We start from the raw sequence: 20,112 nt of genomic DNA, 5'->3' as shown, positions 1-20,112 counted from the left end.
GTATTGAAAACAGGACCACTGGCTGCCATGCAAGAGCAATACCGCCCGGAAGAGATAGAATCCAAAGTACAGCTTCACTGGGATGAGAAGCGCACATTTGAAGTGACCGAAGACGAGAGCAAAGAGAAGTATTACTGCCTGTCTATGCTTCCCTATCCTTCTGGTCGACTACACATGGGCCACGTACGTAACTACACCATCGGTGACGTGATCGCCCGCTACCAGCGTATGCTGGGCAAAAACGTACTGCAGCCTATTGGCTGGGATGCGTTCGGTCTGCCTGCGGAAGGCGCTGCGGTTAAAAACAACACCGCACCGGCACCGTGGACGTACGACAACATCGCCTACATGAAAAACCAACTCAAAATGCTGGGCTTTGGTTATGACTGGAGCCGCGAGCTGGCGACCTGCACCCCGGAATACTACCGTTGGGAACAGAAATTCTTCACCGAGCTGTACAAAAAAGGCCTGGTGTACAAGAAAACCTCTGCGGTCAACTGGTGCCCGAACGATCAGACCGTTCTCGCCAACGAGCAGGTTATCGACGGCTGCTGCTGGCGTTGCGATACCAAAGTTGAGCGCAAAGAGATCCCGCAGTGGTTCATTAAAATCACCGCTTACGCTGACGAACTGCTGCGCGATCTGGATAACCTGGATCACTGGCCGGACACCGTTAAGACCATGCAGCGCAACTGGATCGGTCGTTCGGAAGGTGTGGAAATCACCTTCGACGTGAACGGTTACGACAACACGCTGACCGTCTATACCACCCGCCCGGATACCTTTATGGGTGCGACCTACCTGGCCGTTGCCGCTGGTCACCCGCTGGCGCAGAAAGCCGCCGCGAACAACCCTGAACTGGCCGCCTTCATTGACGAATGCCGCAACACCAAGGTTGCTGAAGCCGAAATGGCGACCATGGAGAAGAAAGGCGTCGACACTGGCTTTAAAGCGGTTCACCCGCTGACTGGCGAAGAGATCCCGGTTTGGGCGGCAAACTTTGTCCTGATGGAATATGGTACAGGCGCAGTGATGGCCGTTCCGGGTCACGATCAGCGCGACTACGAATTTGCCACCAAATATGGCCTGACCATCAAGCCGGTCATTCTGACCGCCGAAGGTGCAGAGCCGGATCTGTCGGAACAGGCACTGACTGAAAAAGGCGTACTGTTTAACTCCGGTGAGTTTGACGGCCTCGACTTCGAAGCTGCCTTCAACGCCATTGCTGACAAGCTGGTCGCTAAAGGCGTGGGTGAGCGTAAAGTTAACTATCGTCTGCGCGACTGGGGCGTTTCCCGTCAGCGTTACTGGGGCGCGCCGATTCCGATGGTGACGCTGGAAGACGGTACCGTGCTGCCAACACCAGAAGATCAACTGCCGGTTATTCTGCCGGAAGACGTGGTCATGGACGGCATCACCAGCCCGATCAAAGCCGATCCTGAGTGGGCGAAAACCACCATTAACGGCATGCCTGCGCTGCGTGAGACCGACACCTTCGATACCTTTATGGAATCCTCCTGGTACTACGCGCGTTATACCTGCCCGCAGTACAACGAAGGCATGCTGGATCCAGAAGCCGCTAACTACTGGCTGCCGGTGGATATCTACATTGGCGGTATCGAACACGCCATCATGCACCTGCTCTACTTCCGCTTCTTCCACAAACTGATGCGCGACGCGGGCATGGTCAACTCTGACGAGCCGGCTAAACAGCTGCTGTGTCAGGGCATGGTGCTGGCAGATGCGTTCTACTACGTCGGCGCCAACGGCGAGCGTAACTGGGTTTCTCCGGTTGATGCCATCGTTGAACGCGACGAAAAAGGTCGTATTGTGAAGGCGAAGGACGCCGAAGGTCATGAACTGGTGTATACCGGCATGAGCAAGATGTCCAAGTCCAAAAACAACGGCATCGACCCGCAGGTGATGGTTGAGCGTTACGGCGCAGACACCGTGCGTTTGTTTATGATGTTCGCCTCTCCGGCTGACATGACCCTGGAATGGCAGGAATCCGGCGTTGAAGGGGCTAACCGCTTCCTGAAACGTGTCTGGAAACTGGTTTACGAACATACTTCCAAAGGGGATGTCGCTGCCCTGAACGTTGATGCTCTGAGCGAAGATCAAAAAGCGCTGCGTCGCGACGTGCACAAAACTATCGCTAAAGTCACCGATGATATCGGTCGTCGTCAGACCTTTAACACCGCAATTGCGGCGATTATGGAGCTGATGAACAAGCTGGCGAAAGCGCCACAGGAAGACGAGCAGGACCGCGCCCTGATGCAGGAAGCGTTGCTGGCCGTTGTGCGTATGCTTAACCCGTTCACCCCACACGTTTGCTTCACCCTGTGGCAAGCGCTGAAAGGCGAAGGCGATATCGATAACGCACCGTGGCCAGTAGCTGACGAAAGCGCTATGGTTGAAGACTCAACGCTGGTTGTCGTTCAGGTTAACGGTAAAGTACGTGGCAAAATCACCGTTCCGGTAAACGCCACCGAAGAACAGGTTCGTGAACGTGCTGGCCAGGAACACCTGGTGGCAAAATATCTTGATGGCGTTACCGTACGTAAAGTGATTTATGTACCGGGTAAACTCCTCAATCTGGTCGTTGGCTAAGCGCGGGAGGAAGCGTGCGACTTCTGACAACATTGTTGTTATCTCTGGCGGTGCTGGTCACCGCCGGGTGCGGTTGGCATCTGCGTAGTACTACGCAGGTTCCACCCTCAATGAAAACCATGATCCTGAACTCTGGCGATCCGAACGGCCCGTTAAGCCGCGCGGTTCGTAATCAGTTGCGTCTGAACGGCGTTACGCTGCTTGAAGACGGTTCAATGCGTAAAGATGTGACGTCTTTACGACTGGGAGCAGTGAGTATCTCAAAGGATACCGCGTCGGTATTCCAGAACGGTCAAACGGCTGAGTACCAGATGGTGATGTCCGTAAGTGCTACCGTGCTGATTCCAGGACACGATATCTACCCCATCAGCACCAAAGTTTATCGTTCGTTCTTTGATAACTCTCAGGCTGCGCTGGCGAAGGATAACGAGCAGGACATGATCATCAAAGAGATGTACGACAAAGCGGCAGAACAGTTGATTCGTAAGCTGCCAAGCGTACATCTGGCCGACACTCGGTCCTCCAGTGCGGATGCCGAGCCAGCAGCGACGCCAGCCGCAGCGCCTGCGTCATCTCCAGCACGTGTTTCCACCACGCTGGGTAACTGATGCTCAAGTTGTACCCTGAACAACTCCGCGCACAGCTCAATGAAGGGCTGCGCGCGGCGTATTTACTACTGGGCAACGATCCCCTCTTATTGCAGGAAAGCCAGGATGCCATCCGTCTGGCTGCCGCAACGCAAGGATTCGAAGAACACCACGCTTTTACTCTGGACACCAGCACCGACTGGGGAGAAATATTTTCACTCTGCCAGGCGATGAGCCTGTTTGCCAGTCGTCAAACGCTGCTTTTGCAGTTGCCTGAAAATGGCCCCAATGCCGCCATTAACGAACAACTCGCGTCGCTGGTCACTCTGCTTCATGACGATCTGCTGCTGATTGTTCGCGGCAACAAACTGACTAAGGCACAGGAAAACGGCGCATGGTATACCGGGCTGGCGAATAACGCGGTTCAGGTTAGCTGCCAGACACCGGAGCAAGCACAACTACCGCGCTGGGTTGCCGCGAGAGCGAAACTTAACAACCTGCAACTGGATGACGCTGCCAATCAGCTATTGTGCTATTGCTATGAAGGTAACCTGTTAGCTCTGGCGCAAGCACTTGAGCGGTTAGCATTACTGTGGCCTGATGGCAAACTCACGCTGCCTCGCGTGGAGAAAGCCGTTAACGATGCCGCGCACTTTACGCCATTCCACTGGGTGGATGCTCTGCTGATGGGCAAAAGCAAGCGCGCGCTGCACATCCTGCAACAGTTACGCCTTGAAGGCAGCGAACCGGTTATTTTACTGCGTACGATACAGCGCGAATTGCTGCTGCTGGTCAACCTGAAACGGCAGTCGGCCCATACGCCCTTACGCACGTTGTTTGATAAACATCGTGTGTGGCAAAATCGCCGTGGCATGATGGGAGATGCGCTTAACCGGCTAAATCCGGCACAGCTGCGTCAGGCGGTGACGCTGTTAACACGTACGGAAATTACGCTTAAACAAGACTATGGTCAGTCAGTGTGGGCAGAACTTGAGGGACTTTCCCTTTTGCTCTGCCATAAATCGCTGGCCGATGTTTTTATTGATGGTTGATATGAAATCATTGCAGGCTCTGTTCGGCGGCACCTTTGATCCGGTGCATTATGGTCATCTTAAACCGGTTGAAATTCTGGCGAATCTGATTGGCCTTTCCCGGGTCATCATCATGCCCAATAACGTGCCGCCACATCGCGCGCAACCCGAAGCGTCCGGCGAACAACGTAAGCGTATGGTTGAACTGGCCATTGCTGATAAGCCGCTGTTTTCTCTGGATGAACGCGAACTGAAACGCGATACCGCCTCCTACACCGCGCAAACGCTACAAGAGTGGCGCGAAGAGCAAGGTCCGGACGTGCCGTTAGCGTTTATTATTGGTCAGGACTCGCTGCTAACCTTTCCTTCCTGGCATGACTACCACACGATTTTGGGTAACACACATCTTATTGTGTGCCGACGTCCGGGCTATCCACTCGAAATGGCGCAGGAAAAGCACCAGCATTGGCTGGAGGATCATCTGACCCATTCGCCGGAAGACCTGCACAACCTGCCCTGCGGGAAAATTTACCTGGCCGAAACGCCGTGGTTTAATATCTCCGCCACGCTGATCCGCGAACGCCTGGAAAAAGGCGAGCCGTGCGACGACTTACTGCCAGGCGCTGTGCTTGACTATATCAATCAACAAGGGCTGTACCGCTAAGCGCCTTGCGTAATGCCGCCAGCAGTCGGTTATTCTCTTCCATGCTGCGAACGGCCACCCGATAATAACGCGTATCCAGTCCTGGATAGTTGGCGCAACTGCGGATCAAAACATGTTGTTCGAGCATGGCGCGTTGCAGATCAACATCCGCCCGATCGCAGCGTAATAAACGATAATTTGCCCGGCCGGGATACACCGTCAGGCCGGACAGTGCTTGCAACTGTTGATCAAACCGCGCCCCCTCTTGCTCCAGCCATTTCCACGTCGCCTGCTGATAGGCGCTATCGGGTAAAATAATCTCGCCTGCAAGGGCAGCAAACGCATTAATTGACCACGGCATTTGTTGGCTACGCATCTGTGCAACGGCGTGTTCGTTACTGTTGACCAGATACCCCAGACGCAATCCCGGTATCGCATAGAATTTAGTCAGCGAGCGCAGAACCCAAATATGTGGATTCCCGTGCAGCAGCGGGATAAACCCCGGCTCACCGGCAATAAAATCAATAAATGCTTCATCAAGGATCAGAGTGATCCCAAGCAGCTCACAACGGGTAGCAATCTCGTGTAGCAGGCGGTTATCGGGCAGTAATCCGGTGGGATTGTTGGGTGTACAGAGAAACAGGCAGTCCAGTTCTGGGGTTAACGCATCGAGGATGGCCTCGGTAAGCCGCCAACCATCCTCTTCACGCAGCGCAAATTCATGAATCGTACAACCCCCCCATTGCAACGCCCGACGATATTCCGCAAACCCGGGCGTGATAATCATCGCATGGCCTGGCTTGAGGCCATGCACCAGGGTAAAAATAGACTCGGTCTCACCGTTTCCGGCCAGGATCCACGAGGCCGGAATCTGATGATGATCCGCCAGTGCCGTATGCAGTTGAGCGTAATCGACATCCGGGTAACGCTCCGCGCTGTCCAGATTGTCGATAATCGCGCGTTTTAAACTTGCTGGCATACCCAGCGGGTTAATATTCGCGCTAAAATCCAGCAATTGTTCAGGCGAGATACCCAACAATTCGGCGGCTTCTCGGGTATTACCACCATGCGCGCTCTTCAATAAAGACATCGTGCCGCTCCACGTAAAAAAGGGTATTTTAGTGAAAAAACTCTGCGCAATCAGGGCAAACATCATATTTTGTGCGAATAGCTTCACGAGGAAAACATGAGACTCTGGTTAGTACGGCATGGCGAAACCGACGCCAATGTCGCCGGATTATACAGCGGCCACGCTCCCACTGCGCTAACGGAGCGGGGGATCGCACAGGCGCAAACAGTGGGCAAGCTGTTACATAATCTTCCCGTTGACAACGTGCTTTGCAGCGAACTCGAACGCGCCCGCCATACAACCCGGTTGATCTTAGGCGATCGCGACCTCCCGGTACGTATTATGCCTGAGCTGAATGAGATGTTTTTTGGTGACTGGGAAATGCGCCACCATCGCGATTTAGCACGTGAAGACGCTGAAAATTACGCCTTATGGTGTAACGACTGGCAGAACGCAACGCCAACAAATGGCGAAGGCTTTCAGGCATTTTCTCAGCGGGTTGAACGCTTCATTGCCCAGCTTGCCGATTATAAAGCGAGTCAAAATCTGCTGGTGGTGAGTCATCAGGGCGTGCTGAGCGTTTTGATTGCGCGCCTGCTGTCCATGCCGGCTGCGGCAATGTGGCATTTCCGCGTCGAACAAGGCTGCTGGAGCGCGATAGATTTATGTGACGATTTCGCGGTACTGAAAGTGCTTAACAGCCGAGCCGTATGGCATGACGGGGAGTGAATGCGCGGTTTTTTCTGCCGAAGGCCCTCTCTCCCATTGACACCCCCTGACAGGCTGTTATCCTCCGCAACCTGACTTTTCCCGCCTTTCAGAGCTTTGCAGAAATTGTTTTACAAAAATGGCGATGCATTCTGTGGCGTGGGGTGGGATGATAGCGCACTTCAAAAGCGCTTTCGGAGACATTTGTCCCGATATCGCCTCTGGTTCAGGTATACTAACAGACGTTTTTAACTCTTTTCACCCAGGGGGAACACTTGCAGGGTAAAGCACTCCAGGATTTTGTAATCGACAAAATTGATGACCTGAAAGGTCAAGACATCATCGCCTTAGACGTTCAGGGCAAATCCAGCATCACTGATTGCATGATTATCTGCACTGGCACGTCCAGCCGTCACGTTATGTCCATCGCAGATCACGTTGTTCAGGAGTCCCGCACTGCCGGCCTGCTGCCGCTCGGCGTGGAGGGCGAGAACGTCGCTGACTGGATCGTCGTTGACCTCGGCGATGTGATTGTCCACGTGATGCAGGAAGAAAGCCGTCGCCTGTATGAACTGGAAAAACTCTGGAGTTAATGCGTGAAGCTGCAACTTGTCGCTGTGGGTACGAAAATGCCTGACTGGGTACAAACAGGATTTACCGAGTATCTGCGTCGGTTTCCGAAAGATATGCCCTTTGAGCTGATCGAAATCCCGGCAGGAAAACGCGGCAAGAACGCGGACATTAAACGCATTCTCGACAAAGAGGGTGAGCAGATGCTGGCCGCCGCAGGCAAGAACCGCATCGTCACCCTTGATATTCCGGGCAAACCCTGGGACACGCCGCAGCTGGCGACCGAACTGGAGCGCTGGAAACTGGACGGCCGCGACGTCAGTCTGCTGATCGGCGGGCCGGAAGGTCTGTCTCCCGCTTGTAAAGCAGCGGCGGAACAAAGCTGGTCACTCTCTGCGTTAACCCTTCCTCACCCTCTTGTTCGGGTTCTGGTAGCGGAGAGTCTGTACAGGGCGTGGAGCATTACCACCAACCATCCTTATCACCGTGAGTGATCATTGATTCTTGAGTAGATTAAGCAGCGGATGAAACTACAGAATTCTTTTCGCGACTATTCGGCTGAGTCCGCGCTGTTTGTGCGCCGGGCGCTGGTCGCTTTTTTGGGGATTTTGCTGCTGACCGGCGTGCTGATCGCCAACCTGTATAATCTGCAAATCGTTCGTTTTACTGATTATCAGACACGTTCGAACGAGAACCGCATTAAACTGGTACCTATTCCTCCCAGTCGCGGCATTATTTATGACCGCAACGGAATTCCGCTTGCCCTTAACCGCACCATTTATCAGATTGAAATGATGCCGGAGAAGGTAGACAACATTCAGGATACGCTCGACGCGCTGCGCAACGTCGTAGATCTGACGGACGACGATATTGCCGCGTTTAAAAAAGAACGCGCCCGTTCACACCGCTTCACCTCTATTCCGGTAAAAACCAACCTGACGGAAGTTCAGGTCGCACGGTTTGCCGTTAATCAATATCGCTTTCCTGGCGTTGAAGTCAAAGGCTATAAACGCCGCTACTACCCTTACGGTTCCGCCCTGACCCACGTGATTGGCTACGTATCGAAGATCAACGATAAAGACGTGGACCGCCTGGACAAAGACGGCAAACTGGCTAACTACGCGGCGACGCACGATATCGGTAAGCTCGGTATTGAACGCTATTATGAAGACGTGCTGCATGGACAGACCGGCTATGAAGAAGTTGAAGTCAACAACCGCGGTCGTGTCATTCGTCAGCTTAAAGAGGTCGCGCCGCAGGCCGGGCATGATATTTATCTCACGCTGGATTTGAAGCTCCAGCAGTATATTGAAACGCTGTTGGCGGGGAGCCGCGCCGCCGTGGTGGTCACCGACCCGCGTACCGGTGGCGTTCTGGCGCTGGTCTCCATGCCAAGCTACGACCCCAACCTGTTTGTGGATGGCATCTCCAGTAAAGATTACTCCGGGTTGCTCAATGACCCGAATACCCCATTGGTTAACCGCGCCACGCAAGGCGTTTATCCTCCAGCGTCGACGGTTAAGCCTTACGTTGCGGTTTCTGCGTTAAGCGCAGGCGTCATCACTCGCAATACCGGTCTGTTCGATCCGGGCTGGTGGCAGTTACCCGGCTCTGAGAAACGTTACCGCGACTGGAAAAAGTGGGGTCACGGCCACCTGAACATCACCCGCTCTCTGGAAGAGTCCGCGGATACGTTTTTCTATCAAATCGCCTATGATATGGGGATAGACCGGCTTTCCGAGTGGATGAGCAAGTTTGGCTACGGTCAATATACGGGCATCGATCTTGCCGAAGAACGTTCCGGAAACATGCCAACCCGTGAATGGAAGCAAAAACGGTTTAAAAAGCCATGGTACCAGGGTGATACCATTCCGGTCGGCATCGGTCAGGGTTACTGGACGGCAACCCCTATCCAGATGAGTAAAGCGCTGATGATCCTTATCAACGACGGTTTGGTAAAAGTCCCGCATCTACTGATGAGCACGGCAGAAAACGGCAAGCAAGTCCCATGGGTTCAGCCGCACGAACCGCCCGTTGGCGATATTCATTCCGGTTACTGGGAAATCGCCAAAGACGGTATGTACGGCGTCGCTAACCGCCCTAACGGGACTGCACATAAATATTTCGCTGGCGCGCCATACAAAATTGCGGCGAAATCCGGTACCGCACAGGTCTTTGGCCTGAAAGCTAATGAAACCTATAACGCGCATAAAATCGCCGAACGTTTACGTGACCACAAGTTAATGACGGCCTTCGCACCTTACGATAACCCCCAGGTCGCTGTCGCCATGATCCTTGAAAACGGCGGTGCGGGTCCGGCTGTAGGGACGATTATGCGCCAGATCCTTGACCACATTATGTTGGGCGACAACAACACCAATCTGCCTGCGGAAAACCCAGCGGTTGCAGCAGCTGAGGACCAATAATCGTGACGGATAATCCGAACAAAAAAACATTTTGGGACAAAATCCACATCGATCCCACAATGTTGCTTATTTTGCTGGCTCTGCTGGTCTACAGCTCGCTGGTCATCTGGAGCGCCAGCGGCCAGGATATTGGCATGATGGAGCGTAAGGTCGGCCAGATCGCGATGGGCCTGGTCATCATGGTGGTGATGGCGCAAATTCCGCCCAGGGTTTATGAAGGTTGGGCGCCCTATCTTTATATCTTCTGCATCATTCTGTTGGTGGCGGTTGACGCCTTCGGCGCTATTTCCAAAGGCGCCCAGCGCTGGCTGGATTTGGGTATCGTGCGCTTTCAGCCTTCTGAAATCGCCAAGATTGCCGTGCCGCTGATGGTCGCACGCTTCATCAACCGCGACGTCTGCCCGCCATCGCTAAAAAATACCGCGATTGCGCTGGTGCTGATTTTTATGCCCACGCTGCTGGTTGCCGCTCAGCCTGACCTCGGCACCTCAATTCTGGTTGCCCTTTCTGGCCTGTTTGTCCTGTTCCTTTCTGGTTTGAGCTGGCGCTTAATCGGTGTGGCAGTCGTTTTGGTCGCCGCGTTTATTCCGATACTGTGGTTCTTCCTGATGCATGACTACCAGCGTCAACGCGTCATGATGTTACTCGACCCTGAAACCGATCCGCTGGGCGCGGGCTATCACATTATTCAGTCTAAAATTGCTATTGGTTCCGGCGGATTACGCGGTAAAGGCTGGCTGCACGGTACGCAGTCGCAGCTTGAGTTTTTACCCGAACGCCACACTGACTTTATCTTCGCCGTCTTAGCGGAAGAACTGGGTCTGGTGGGAATCTTGATTTTGCTGACGCTGTACATTTTGCTGATTATGCGCGGGTTGTGGATCGCGGCTCGCGCACAAACCACCTTTGGTCGCGTCATGGCGGGTGGTTTAATGTTGATATTATTCGTTTATGTCTTCGTAAATATTGGTATGGTGAGCGGTATTCTCCCTGTGGTTGGGGTTCCACTCCCACTGGTCAGTTACGGAGGCTCAGCACTGATCGTGCTGATGGCCGGGTTCGGGATTGTTATGTCGATCCACACCCATAGAAAAATGTTGTCGAAAAGCGTGTAAGGGGTACGCAATGCGTAAGCAGTGGCTTGGTATCTGCATCGCAGCAGGAATGCTCGCGGCGTGTTCGAATGATGATGGTCAGCAACAGGTTGCTGTCGCGCCGCAGCCTGCGGTGTGTAATGGTCCGATTGTTGAAATCAGCGGGGCCGATCCGCGCTTTGAACCCCTGAACCCAACGGCGAATCAGGACTACCAGCGTGATGGTAAGAGCTACAAAATAGTCCAGGATCCCTCCCGCTTTAGTCAGGCCGGGCTTGCCGCTATTTATGATGCGGAGCCTGGAAGCAATTTAACCGCGTCTGGTGAAGCGTTTGACCCAATGCAGTTGACCGCTGCGCACCCGACGCTGCCGATCCCAAGCTATGCCAGAATCACCAACCTGGCAAACGGCAGGATGATCGTCGTGCGCATTAACGATCGCGGCCCTTATGGCAACGATCGTGTAATTTCACTTTCACGTGCCGCCGCCGATCGACTGAACACGTCTAACAACACCAAAGTGCGTATCGACCCGATCATCGTCGCTCAGGATGGTTCATTATCCGGACCGGGTATGGCCTGTACGACCGTGGCGAAACAAACCTATGCCCTGCCCGCTCGCCCTGATTTAAGCGGTGGTGGCACTATGTCTTCCGCACCGGATGCGGGCCAGCCGCAAAATGACATCCGCCCTATCAGCAATTCCACGCTGAAAAGCGAGGATGCCAGCGGTGCGCCAGTCAACAGCAGTGGTTTCCTCGGCGCGCCGACAACGCTTGCAGCTGGTGTGCTTGAAGGCAGTGAACCCACGCCTGCGCCACAGCCTGTAACCACCACTCCCGCGGCATCAACTGCCCCGGTAACCGCGCCAGCCGCTGCGAATAACGGACGCTATGTCGTTCAGGTCGGTGCCGTTAGCGATCAAACCCGAGCGCAGCAGTATCAAAAGCGCTTAAGTCAGCAGTTTGGCGTCCCAGGACGGGTAGTGCAAAACGGCGCGGTATGGCGTATTCAGATGGGGCCATTCACCAGCAAAACTGAAGCCTCCTCATTGCAGCAGCGTCTTCAATCCGAGGCGCAATTACAGTCCTTCATCACCGGCATGTAATAACGTAAACCGGGTATCTGAATTGTCAATTTCCGTAAATGACATTAACAAAGTCACGCGGAAAGTCAGATGCCTGCCCGTTATGCATTTGCTATAGTAGGGCACTTTTTTTAATTTCATCACGGACGTCGTAGTTCAGACCATGAAGACCACTTTTTCCGCTCGTTTCGTGCAGCGTATGGCGCTCACCGCGGCTCTCTGCGCAGCTACTCTCTCTGCTGCACATGCCGATGACCTGAATATTAAAACCATGATCCCCGGCGTTCCGCAGATCGATGCGGAGTCGTATATCCTGATTGATTACAATTCAGGTAAAGTTCTGGCAGAACAGAATGCTGACACTCGCCGCGACCCCGCCAGCCTGACCAAAATGATGACCAGCTACGTCATCGGCCAGGCGATGAAAGCCGGGAAGTTCAAAGAAACCGATCTGGTCACCGTCGGCAATGACGCATGGGCTACGGGTAACCCGGTCTTTAAAGGTTCATCGCTGATGTTCCTCAAGCCAGGCATGCAGGTTCCTGTCTCTCAGTTGATCCGTGGTATTAACCTGCAGTCCGGGAACGACGCATGTGTGGCGATGGCTGACTTCGCTGCCGGTAGCCAGGATGCTTTCGTCGGCCTGATGAACAGCTATGTGAACGCGCTGGGTCTGAAAAACACCCACTTCCAGACCGTTCATGGTCTTGATGCTGACGGTCAGTACAGTTCAGCCCGCGATATGGCGATGATTGGTCAGGCGCTGATTCGCGATGTGCCTAATGAATACTCTATCTATAAAGAAAAAGAGTTCACCTTTAACGGCATTCGTCAGTTAAACCGTAACGGTCTGCTGTGGGATAACAGCCTGAATGTCGACGGTATCAAAACCGGTCACACCGATAAAGCTGGCTATAACCTTGTTGCATCCGCAACCGAAGGCCAGATGCGTCTGATCTCCGCCGTAATGGGTGGTCGCACCTATAAAGGTCGCGAAACCGAAAGCAAAAAACTGCTGACCTGGGGCTTCCGTTTCTTCGAAACCGTCAACCCGCTGAAAGTGGGTAAAGAATTTGCCTCAGAACCCGCCTGGTTTGGTAACACCGATCGCGCATCGTTAGGTGTCGATAAGGATGTCTACCTGACCATTCCGCGCGGCCGTATGAAAGATCTGAAAGCAAGTTATGTGCTGAACACCACTGAACTGCACGCGCCGCTGCAGAAAAATCAGGTTGTCGGTACCATCAACTTCCAGCTTGATGGCAAAACCATCGAGCAGCGCCCACTGGTCGTGCTGCAGGAAATCCCGGAAGGCAACTTCTTTGGGAAAATCATTGATTACATTAAATTAATGTTCCACCACTGGTTTGGCTAAAAATCGAACACTTGAAAGTGTGATTTACGTCCCCATATACTAGGTATCCAGATAACTCCCACGCGCTGTGGGAGTTATTATTTTTTGATGTAACGCCGGAGCTGACATGAAAACCAAACTTAACGAACTGCTTGAATTCCCTACTCCATTTACTTACAAAGTAATGGGGCAGGCGTTGCCTGAGCTGGTTGATCAGGTGGTTGAAGTGGTACAGCGCCATGCGCCAGGTGATTACTCTCCGACGGTAAAACCGAGCAGCAAAGGCAACTACCACTCGGTCTCTATCACCATCACTGCTACACACATTGAGCAGGTTGAAACGCTGTACGAAGAATTAGGTAATATCGATATCGTACGCATGGTGCTGTAAAACCTGTCGGTTACCCGCTGCATCCCCGCTCGGGTAACCTCTTCCTCCTGTGATATACTTTTCCCCTCTTTAACATTCTCTACTCTGTGTGAGTATCTACGGAGATGCCGTTTTGTATCAGGATAAAATTCTGGTCCGCCAGCTCGGTCTTCAACCTTACGAGCCAGTCTCTCTGGCCATGCACGAATTTACCGATACCCGCGATGAAAACAGTCATGATGAAATCTGGCTGGTAGAGCATTATCCTGTCTTTACTCAGGGTCAGGCAGGTAAAGCCGAGCACGTACTAATGCCGGGAGATATTCCGGTGATTCAGAGCGATCGTGGTGGTCAGGTGACCTACCACGGACCGGGCCAACAGGTCATGTATGTGCTGTTGAACCTGAAACGCCGCAAACTGGGTGTTCGCGAGCTGGTTACGCTGCTGGAGCAAACTGTCGTCAATACCCTTGCGGAAATTGGCATCGACGCCCACCCGCGAGCCGACGCGCCTGGCGTTTATGTCGGTGAGAAGAAAATCTGCTCATTAGGGTTACGTATTCGTAAGGGATGTTCATTTCACGGCTTAGCGCTCAACGTGGATATGGACCTGTCGCCTTTCCTGCGTATCAATCCTTGTGGTTATGCCGGAATGGAGATGGCAAAAGTATCGCAATGGGATAGCGCGGCCACCACTGAGAGCATTCGCCCGCGCCTGCTGGCCAACATTCTGGCGCTGTTGGGTAACCCACCGCACGAATACGTTGCGGACTAAAAATGCGGTCATACTTTGCCACGGCATATGTTGTGGCAAATGGCACAAAACAACAACTATTTTACATTTTGCCAGCCTGTCAGGCTGCTTTCTGGCCCGTTTCAATGATATACTGCGTATCACTAATTCAAAAATAGTTGATAAATGCAACATTCCCTTGAATTGAAACGCTTTCCTTCGTAATTCGCAACTGGAACACGCAAGCTATGAGTAAACCCATTGTGATGGAACGCGGTGTTAAATACCGCGATGCCGATAAGATGGCTCTTATCCCGGTTAAAAATGTGGCAACAGAGCGTGAAGCCCTGCTGCGTAAACCGGAATGGATGAAAATAAAACTGCCAGCGGACTCCACTCGCATCCAGGGCATCAAAGCGGCAATGCGCAAAAACGGCCTGCACTCTGTCTGCGAAGAAGCTTCCTGCCCTAACCTGGCTGAATGTTTCAATCACGGAACCGCAACCTTTATGATCCTCGGCGCAATCTGTACTCGCCGTTGCCCATTCTGTGACGTTGCCCATGGCCGTCCGGTTGCGCCTGATGCCAACGAGCCGTTGAAACTGGCCCAGACGATTGCGGACATGGCGCTGCGCTATGTCGTCATTACCTCCGTTGACCGTGACGATCTACGTGACGGCGGCGCTCAGCACTTTGCTGACTGCATCACCGCTATTCGCGAGAAAAGTCCGTCGATTAAGATCGAAACTCTGGTGCCTGACTTCCGTGGTCGTATGGATCGCGCGCTGGATATTCTCACGGCCACACCGCCGGACGTATTTAACCACAACCTCGAAAACGTACCGCGTATTTACCGTAACGTACGTCCGGGAGCTGACTACAACTGGTCGCTGAAGCTTCTGGCGCGTTTCAAAGAAGCGCACCCGGAGATCCCGACTAAATCGGGTCTGATGGTAGGTCTGGGTGAAACCAATGCCGAAATCATTGAAGTCATGCGCGATCTGCGCAGCCATGGCGTGACCATGCTGACGCTGGGGCAGTATTTACAGCCGAGCCGCCATCACCTGCCAGTGCAACGCTACGTCAGCCCGGATGAGTTCGACGAGATGAAAGCCGAAGCCATGGCGATGGGCTTTACCCATGCAGCCTGCGGCCCATTCGTTCGTTCTTCATACCACGCTGACATGCAGGCCAAAGGGCTGGAAGTGAAGTAATCGTGTAATACTCACTTACATTTCAGCAATAAAAAAACCGGCAAATTGCCGGTTTTTTTCATACAGAGCACACAGTAAGAGCATCATGCTCCTGACATTACTCTTTATGAGAGAGCTTTTCCGCCTGAACGCTACCATCAGCCTCTTTTCTGGCATCGGCATTATCGTCGTTCATCGCTTTCTTAAAGCCCTTAATTGCCGTTCCCAGGTCTCCACCCAGTGTACGTAACTTCTTGGTACCAAACAGCAGAACGACCAGTGCGGCAACCACCAGCAGTTTGGTAATACTAATCTCACCCATAGATACCTTCTTAACTTAAACCAGGCTGCATAAAGCGCCATATTAACCTGAGAATATTAACGGCCTTTCGACGCGCGCACACAATAGCAATCTGTAACAAGGTGAATCAAGCCTTGTTTAAAAAAACGTCATAATAATTGCGGTGGCGCAAAGCGTCGGTTACTTAATACCGGAAGTTGGGCCCTGACCTGCTTCACCCGCTCTGCTGAAACCTCGGCCATAATCAGCGCCGGCGTTTCTGCCGCTGCGGCAATGGTCACGCCAAAGGGGTCGATGACCCGGCTTTGACCAATGTTCTTATTACCACATTCTCCAGCCGCAATAACATAGCAAGTGGCATCCAGGGCTCTTGCCGCCAACAATGTTGCCCAGTGATGCTCTTTTAGTGCTCCCCGCACCCAGGCGGCAGGTAAAGCGAGGATGTCTGCCCCCTGCAGAGCGTGCGCTAACGCCAGCTCAGGGAAACGCAGGTCATAGCAGGTCATCAACCCTACCTTTAATCCGTCTACGTCCAGCAGCGGCGCTATGGCGTCTCCTGCATCGACATTCCGCGACTCCTGAATCGCGAACGCGTCGTAAAGATGCAATTTTGCATAATGGGCAACCACCCGGCCTCCTCGTAACGCCACCAACATGTTAAATGCCCGGCCTGGCACAGAAGGAACATGAATCGTCAGGATTGTCGTCATCTCATTTTGCGCGCTTTCCTGGAGTAAACGTGTCAGGAACCCACCCTCCAGCAATTGTGCTGACTTTACTGACAGGTCAGGGTCAATATCGTTACGGGCCAGCAACGCCTCCGGTAATACCAACAACGATACTCCCTCTCCTGCGGCCTGAGACATCAATAAGGCACAGGTTTCTGCATTCTTTTCCCACGAAGGTCCCACGGCAAACTGCCCTGCTGCAACGAACATATTCCCTCCAGAAAAGTTTGTCAGGCTCGCCAACAACGATTATTCAGCGTTACACTCACCCTATATACAATCAAATAGCAGGATTTAGCTGTGTTACAACTTCTTTTAGCGGTTTTTATCGGTGGTGGTACAGGTAGCGTAGCAAGATGGATGTTGAGCATGCGCTTCAACCCACTGCATCAGGCTATTCCATTCGGTACACTGGCGGCAAACTTACTTGGCGCGTTTATCATTGGTATGGGTCTGGCGTGGTTTAATCGTATGACAAACATCGATCCAATGTGGAAGGTTCTGATTACTACCGGCTTTTGCGGCGGGCTGACAACGTTCTCCACCTTCTCGGCAGAGGTCGTATTTTTACTTCAGGAAGGACGCTTTGGCTGGGCTATGGTGAATGTGCTGGTTAATCTACTGGGATCATTTGCGATGACCGCTCTGGCATTCTGGCTGGTTTCTGCCTCTCCCGCACATTAGAGCGAAAAAAACCCGCAATTAAGCGGGTTTTGAATGCTTGCTGTCGTATGCTTACAGAGCGATTACGTTTGCAGCAGAAGGGCCTTTGGCACCGTTAGTGATTTCGAACTCTACGCGCTGACCTTCAGCCAGAGTTTTAAAACCATTGGTCTGGATTGCAGAGAAGTGTACGAACACGTCTTTGCTGCCATCTTCCGGAGTAATGAAACCGAATCCTTTGGACTCATTAAACCACTTAACGTTACCTTTAATCTTAGACATCAAAATTACCTTTACATGAAAAATAGACACAAATGCTGTGTCGGGTATCAGTACAACAATTGTGGTGCGCTTTGTCCAGTCGAACTTTATCAAAAAGTGATAAATGTCGCGTTATTTTTCAGTGAGAGTTGCCATCTATCTGTTTTTTAATGATTTTTAATACCTGGCTGACACTACAGATAGCCTATCAAAACTGGAAGCGTAACCACGCAAAGTAGACGTTACCATTGTTATAGGTTCCTGGAATGTAGGTCATCTGGAACGTTGCCGGACCATAACCAATTGACGCCAGCGGTAACAGCACCGGCACGGGTATGTAGTTCCAGTTATCGCGCGCGGTAAAGCCAGCAGTAAAGCCAAGGCCGGTATGGAAGTTTTCATCAGGCAGCGGACGCCATGTTTTCTCCCAGCCGTAGCCGCCAATCGGTTCCCATTTATTGTAGGAATCCTTAAAGGCCATAATATAAAGCCCGTGCCAGTTTCCTTTATCATCCCAGCGGGATTGGCCAAATCCTGCCCCCCAAGGTCGCTCGTTGTAGCGATCCGTTTTTTCTTTATCGTAAGCAAAACGGGCATGCCAGGTAATAGCCGGTACATACAGATCATAATGTTCCGGCTGCTGCCAGGTTTCACTGACATTATCTTTAAACGTGGCAAACCAGCCTTTATCTTCAGCAGCCCCCTGGGGAATGAAAGCTAACTGAATAAAAAGAAATGAAAAAATGAGAAAATATCGTTTAGCGACAATCACAACTTAATTACCATCCTGGGAGTTATTAGCAATTGTAGCAAACTCAACCTTAATGTTAACTTAACAAAAATGCGCAAGTAAAAAATCAGAATATTCTTTGGATAATGCTTATAAGATAATTCCCCTCTATTTACTGGGCTTTATTACAGGAATAAGTTTCTCTTGATTGCTATTAAATTGTTCTTTTCAAACGTGACAAGCAAATAAAGAAACAACAATTTAACATTTTAATATCAAAATACACACAACAGCAATGCGTTTCACAGTTTTTGCCGGGGAGATTCTTTTTTAAACCACGATGTTGAAAAAACAGTCTGGCCATCGGTTGAATCCGTATTTTTATTGATTTCAATCAGCAATAGTTATCGGTTTATTAGGCACATTCTGTCACCACTTTTTACTTTTTTTAGTTTTTTTACTTTCTGGGCAGCAATGCGACAGGGGAAACAATGTTGACATTTATTGAACTCCTTATTGGGGTTGTGGTTATTGTGGGTGTGGCGCGCTACATCATCAAAGGTTATTCCGCCACCGGCGTACTGTTTGTTGGTGGTCTGGTTTTGCTGATTATCAGTGCGGTGATGGGACATAAAGTTCTGCCTTCCAGCGCAGCAACGACGGGCTATACTGCTACAGACATTGTTGAATACATTAAAATTTTGCTGATGAGCCGCGGTGGCGATCTCGGCATGATGATTATGATGCTGTGTGGTTTTGCCGCCTACATGACGCATATTGGCGCGAACGATATGGTCGTTAAGCTGGCCTCCAAACCGCTGCAATATATCAACTCACCTTATCTGTTGATGATTGCCGCCTATTTTGTCGCCTGTCTGATGTCGCTGGCAGTCTCGTCAGCTACCGGCCTGGGCGTATTGCTGATGGCAACGCTGTTCCCGATCATGGTAAACGTTGGGATCAGCCGTGGCGCCGCGGCGGCCATATGTGCCTCCCCCGCTGCAATCATTCTTTCACCGACATCCGGTGATGTAGTGCTGGCGGCAAAAGCCGCAGAAATGCCGTTGATTGATTTCGCGTTTAAAACCACGCTGCCAATTTCCATTGCCGCCATCATTGCTATGGCGATCGCACACTTTTTCTGGCAGCGCTATCTGGATAAAAAAGAGAACATTTCTCACGAAATGTTAGACGTGGCAGAAATCACCACTACCGCGCCGTCTTTTTACGCCATCCTGCCGTTTACACCGATCGTAGGCGTCCTGATTTTTGATGGTAAATGGGGTCCACAGCTGCACATCATTACGATTCTGGTACTGTGCATGCTCATCGCCGCCGTTCTGGAATTTGTTCGTGGATTCAACACTCAAAAGGTGTTTTCAGGTCTGGAAGTCGCTTACCGTGGCATGGCGGATGCCTTTGCTAACGTAGTTATGCTGCTTGTTGCAGCGGGTGTTTTTGCCCAGGGGTTGAGCACCATCGGCTTTATTCAGAGTCTGATCTCTATCGCCACCTCGTTTGGCTCAGCAAGCATTATTCTGATGATGGTGCTGGTGATCCTGACGATGCTGGCGGCAATGACTACAGGCTCCGGTAACGCCCCGTTCTATGCTTTCGTTGAGATGATCCCTAAGCTGGCACATTCTTCCGGCATTAACCCGGCTTATCTTGTTATCCCGATGCTTCAGGCTTCTAACCTTGGGCGCACAATTTCCCCGGTCTCCGGCGTGGTTGTGGCTGTCGCAGGGATGGCGAAGATTTCTCCGTTCGAAGTGGTGAAACGTACCTCGGTTCCGGTACTGGTCGGACTGCTGGTGGTGATTATCGCCACCGAAGTGATGGTACCAGGCTCTTCTTCAGCCGTTGTTGGCGGCTGACTTTCAGCGAAATGTAGGCCGGATAAGGCATTTACGCCGCATCCGGCATTTCAACCCCGTTGCCGGATGGCGATGCT

General features: G+C 52.1%; 21 protein-coding genes. 16 read left to right on the top strand and 5 right to left on the bottom strand.

The window, feature by feature from the left end:
- Positions 1 to 27 precede the first annotated feature (27 nt).
- Genes leuS through nadD form a run of 4 tightly spaced genes read left to right on the top strand, consistent with a single transcriptional unit; the run spans position 28 to position 4,892 of the window.
- Positions 28 to 2,610, top strand: coding sequence for a leucine--tRNA ligase (gene leuS / locus FDX11_RS18275; protein ID WP_094301018.1), 2,583 nt, complete (start codon positions 28 to 30; stop codon positions 2,608 to 2,610).
- A gap of 14 nt (positions 2,611 to 2,624) precedes the next feature.
- Positions 2,625 to 3,218: an LPS assembly lipoprotein LptE gene (lptE, locus tag FDX11_RS18270; RefSeq protein WP_042309805.1), complete on the top strand. Its 594-nt coding sequence runs from the start codon at positions 2,625 to 2,627 to the stop codon at positions 3,216 to 3,218.
- Entirely contained in the window at positions 3,218 to 4,249 is a 1,032-nt protein-coding gene (gene holA / locus FDX11_RS18265) for a DNA polymerase III subunit delta (protein ID WP_038638754.1), read from the top strand. Before lptE ends, holA begins: the two co-directional genes overlap by 1 nt.
- A 1-nt stretch (position 4,250) precedes the next feature.
- Positions 4,251 to 4,892, top strand: coding sequence for a nicotinate-nucleotide adenylyltransferase (nadD, locus tag FDX11_RS18260; protein ID WP_137366175.1), 642 nt, complete (start codon positions 4,251 to 4,253; stop codon positions 4,890 to 4,892).
- Here the strand turns inward: nadD and cobD are convergent.
- Positions 4,867 to 5,961: a threonine-phosphate decarboxylase CobD gene (cobD, locus tag FDX11_RS18255; protein ID WP_137398336.1), complete on the bottom strand. Its 1,095-nt coding sequence runs from the start codon at positions 5,959 to 5,961 to the stop codon at positions 4,867 to 4,869. The genes nadD and cobD overlap by 26 nt on opposite strands.
- Before the next feature lie 96 nt (positions 5,962 to 6,057).
- On the opposite strand from cobD, the gene FDX11_RS18250 reads away from it, so the two are divergent.
- The 10 genes from FDX11_RS18250 to lipA all read left to right on the top strand — a co-directional run bounded on the left by FDX11_RS18250 (position 6,058) and on the right by lipA (position 15,496).
- Entirely contained in the window at positions 6,058 to 6,669 is a 612-nt protein-coding gene (locus tag FDX11_RS18250) for an adenosylcobalamin/alpha-ribazole phosphatase (RefSeq protein WP_042309809.1), read from the top strand.
- A 254-nt stretch (positions 6,670 to 6,923) separates the two neighbouring features.
- A complete protein-coding gene (rsfS, locus tag FDX11_RS18245) occupies positions 6,924 to 7,241 on the top strand; it encodes a ribosome silencing factor (protein WP_003022728.1) in 318 nt (105 codons plus the stop codon).
- Positions 7,242 to 7,244: 3 nt separating this feature from the next.
- Entirely contained in the window at positions 7,245 to 7,712 is a 468-nt protein-coding gene (rlmH, locus tag FDX11_RS18240; protein ID WP_003022725.1) for a 23S rRNA (pseudouridine(1915)-N(3))-methyltransferase RlmH, read from the top strand.
- 30 nt (positions 7,713 to 7,742) lie between these two features.
- A complete protein-coding gene (mrdA, locus tag FDX11_RS18235; protein WP_042309811.1) occupies positions 7,743 to 9,644 on the top strand; it encodes a peptidoglycan DD-transpeptidase MrdA in 1,902 nt (633 codons plus the stop codon).
- A 2-nt stretch (positions 9,645 to 9,646) separates the two neighbouring features.
- Positions 9,647 to 10,759, top strand: a complete 1,113-nt coding sequence (gene mrdB / locus FDX11_RS18230; protein WP_006685529.1) for a peptidoglycan glycosyltransferase MrdB — start codon at positions 9,647 to 9,649, stop codon at positions 10,757 to 10,759.
- Positions 10,760 to 10,769: 10 nt separating this feature from the next.
- Positions 10,770 to 11,846 carry an endolytic peptidoglycan transglycosylase RlpA gene (rlpA, locus tag FDX11_RS18225; protein WP_137398335.1) on the top strand — a complete coding sequence of 359 codons (1,077 nt, stop codon included), beginning with the start codon at positions 10,770 to 10,772 and terminating at the stop codon, positions 11,844 to 11,846.
- A 142-nt stretch (positions 11,847 to 11,988) separates the two neighbouring features.
- Positions 11,989 to 13,200: a D-alanyl-D-alanine carboxypeptidase DacA gene (gene dacA / locus FDX11_RS18220; RefSeq protein ID WP_038638745.1), complete on the top strand. Its 1,212-nt coding sequence runs from the start codon at positions 11,989 to 11,991 to the stop codon at positions 13,198 to 13,200.
- Between the two features lie 106 nt (positions 13,201 to 13,306).
- Positions 13,307 to 13,570 (top strand): DUF493 family protein YbeD, encoded by a 264-nt coding sequence (ybeD, locus tag FDX11_RS18215; RefSeq protein ID WP_003022706.1) that lies wholly within the window; start codon positions 13,307 to 13,309, stop codon positions 13,568 to 13,570.
- A 112-nt stretch (positions 13,571 to 13,682) separates the two neighbouring features.
- Complete coding sequence (lipB, locus tag FDX11_RS18210) at positions 13,683 to 14,324, top strand: lipoyl(octanoyl) transferase LipB (RefSeq protein WP_042309816.1); 642 nt, start codon at positions 13,683 to 13,685, stop codon at positions 14,322 to 14,324.
- A gap of 206 nt (positions 14,325 to 14,530) precedes the next feature.
- Positions 14,531 to 15,496: a lipoyl synthase gene (gene lipA, locus FDX11_RS18205; protein ID WP_042309819.1), complete on the top strand. Its 966-nt coding sequence runs from the start codon at positions 14,531 to 14,533 to the stop codon at positions 15,494 to 15,496.
- A 97-nt stretch (positions 15,497 to 15,593) separates the two neighbouring features.
- Here the strand turns inward: lipA and tatE are convergent, their stop codons facing one another.
- Together tatE and FDX11_RS18195 are read right to left on the bottom strand one after the other, a co-directional pair.
- Positions 15,594 to 15,797 (bottom strand): twin-arginine translocase subunit TatE, encoded by a 204-nt coding sequence (gene tatE / locus FDX11_RS18200; RefSeq protein ID WP_042309820.1) that lies wholly within the window; start codon positions 15,795 to 15,797, stop codon positions 15,594 to 15,596.
- Positions 15,798 to 15,925: 128 nt separating this feature from the next.
- On the bottom strand, positions 15,926 to 16,714 hold the full coding sequence (locus tag FDX11_RS18195) for a deaminated glutathione amidase (RefSeq protein WP_061381654.1): 789 nt from the start codon (positions 16,712 to 16,714) through the stop codon (positions 15,926 to 15,928).
- 90 nt (positions 16,715 to 16,804) lie between these two features.
- Between FDX11_RS18195 and crcB the strand changes: the two genes are divergently transcribed.
- Positions 16,805 to 17,188 carry a fluoride efflux transporter CrcB gene (gene crcB / locus FDX11_RS18190; RefSeq protein ID WP_003831281.1) on the top strand — a complete coding sequence of 128 codons (384 nt, stop codon included), beginning with the start codon at positions 16,805 to 16,807 and terminating at the stop codon, positions 17,186 to 17,188.
- A gap of 51 nt (positions 17,189 to 17,239) precedes the next feature.
- Here crcB and cspE read toward each other — a convergent pair whose 3' ends face one another.
- Together cspE and pagP are read right to left on the bottom strand one after the other, a co-directional pair.
- A complete protein-coding gene (gene cspE / locus FDX11_RS18185) occupies positions 17,240 to 17,449 on the bottom strand; it encodes a transcription antiterminator/RNA stability regulator CspE (RefSeq protein ID WP_000034825.1) in 210 nt (69 codons plus the stop codon).
- Positions 17,450 to 17,636: 187 nt separating this feature from the next.
- On the bottom strand, positions 17,637 to 18,200 hold the full coding sequence (gene pagP, locus FDX11_RS18180; protein ID WP_038638726.1) for a lipid IV(A) palmitoyltransferase PagP: 564 nt from the start codon (positions 18,198 to 18,200) through the stop codon (positions 17,637 to 17,639).
- A 449-nt stretch (positions 18,201 to 18,649) separates the two neighbouring features.
- On the opposite strand from pagP, the gene dcuC reads away from it, so the two are divergent.
- Positions 18,650 to 20,035, top strand: a complete 1,386-nt coding sequence (dcuC, locus tag FDX11_RS18175) for an anaerobic C4-dicarboxylate transporter DcuC (protein ID WP_137348942.1) — start codon at positions 18,650 to 18,652, stop codon at positions 20,033 to 20,035.
- Positions 20,036 to 20,112: the final 77 nt, after the last annotated feature.

The sequence above is a fragment of the Citrobacter sp. wls714 genome, assembly GCF_005281025.1.
GTDB classification, from domain to species: domain Bacteria; phylum Pseudomonadota; class Gammaproteobacteria; order Enterobacterales; family Enterobacteriaceae; genus Citrobacter; species Citrobacter werkmanii.
The sequence above is the reverse complement of the archived record's forward strand: the minus strand, read 5'-3'. Positions and strand labels throughout refer to the sequence as shown.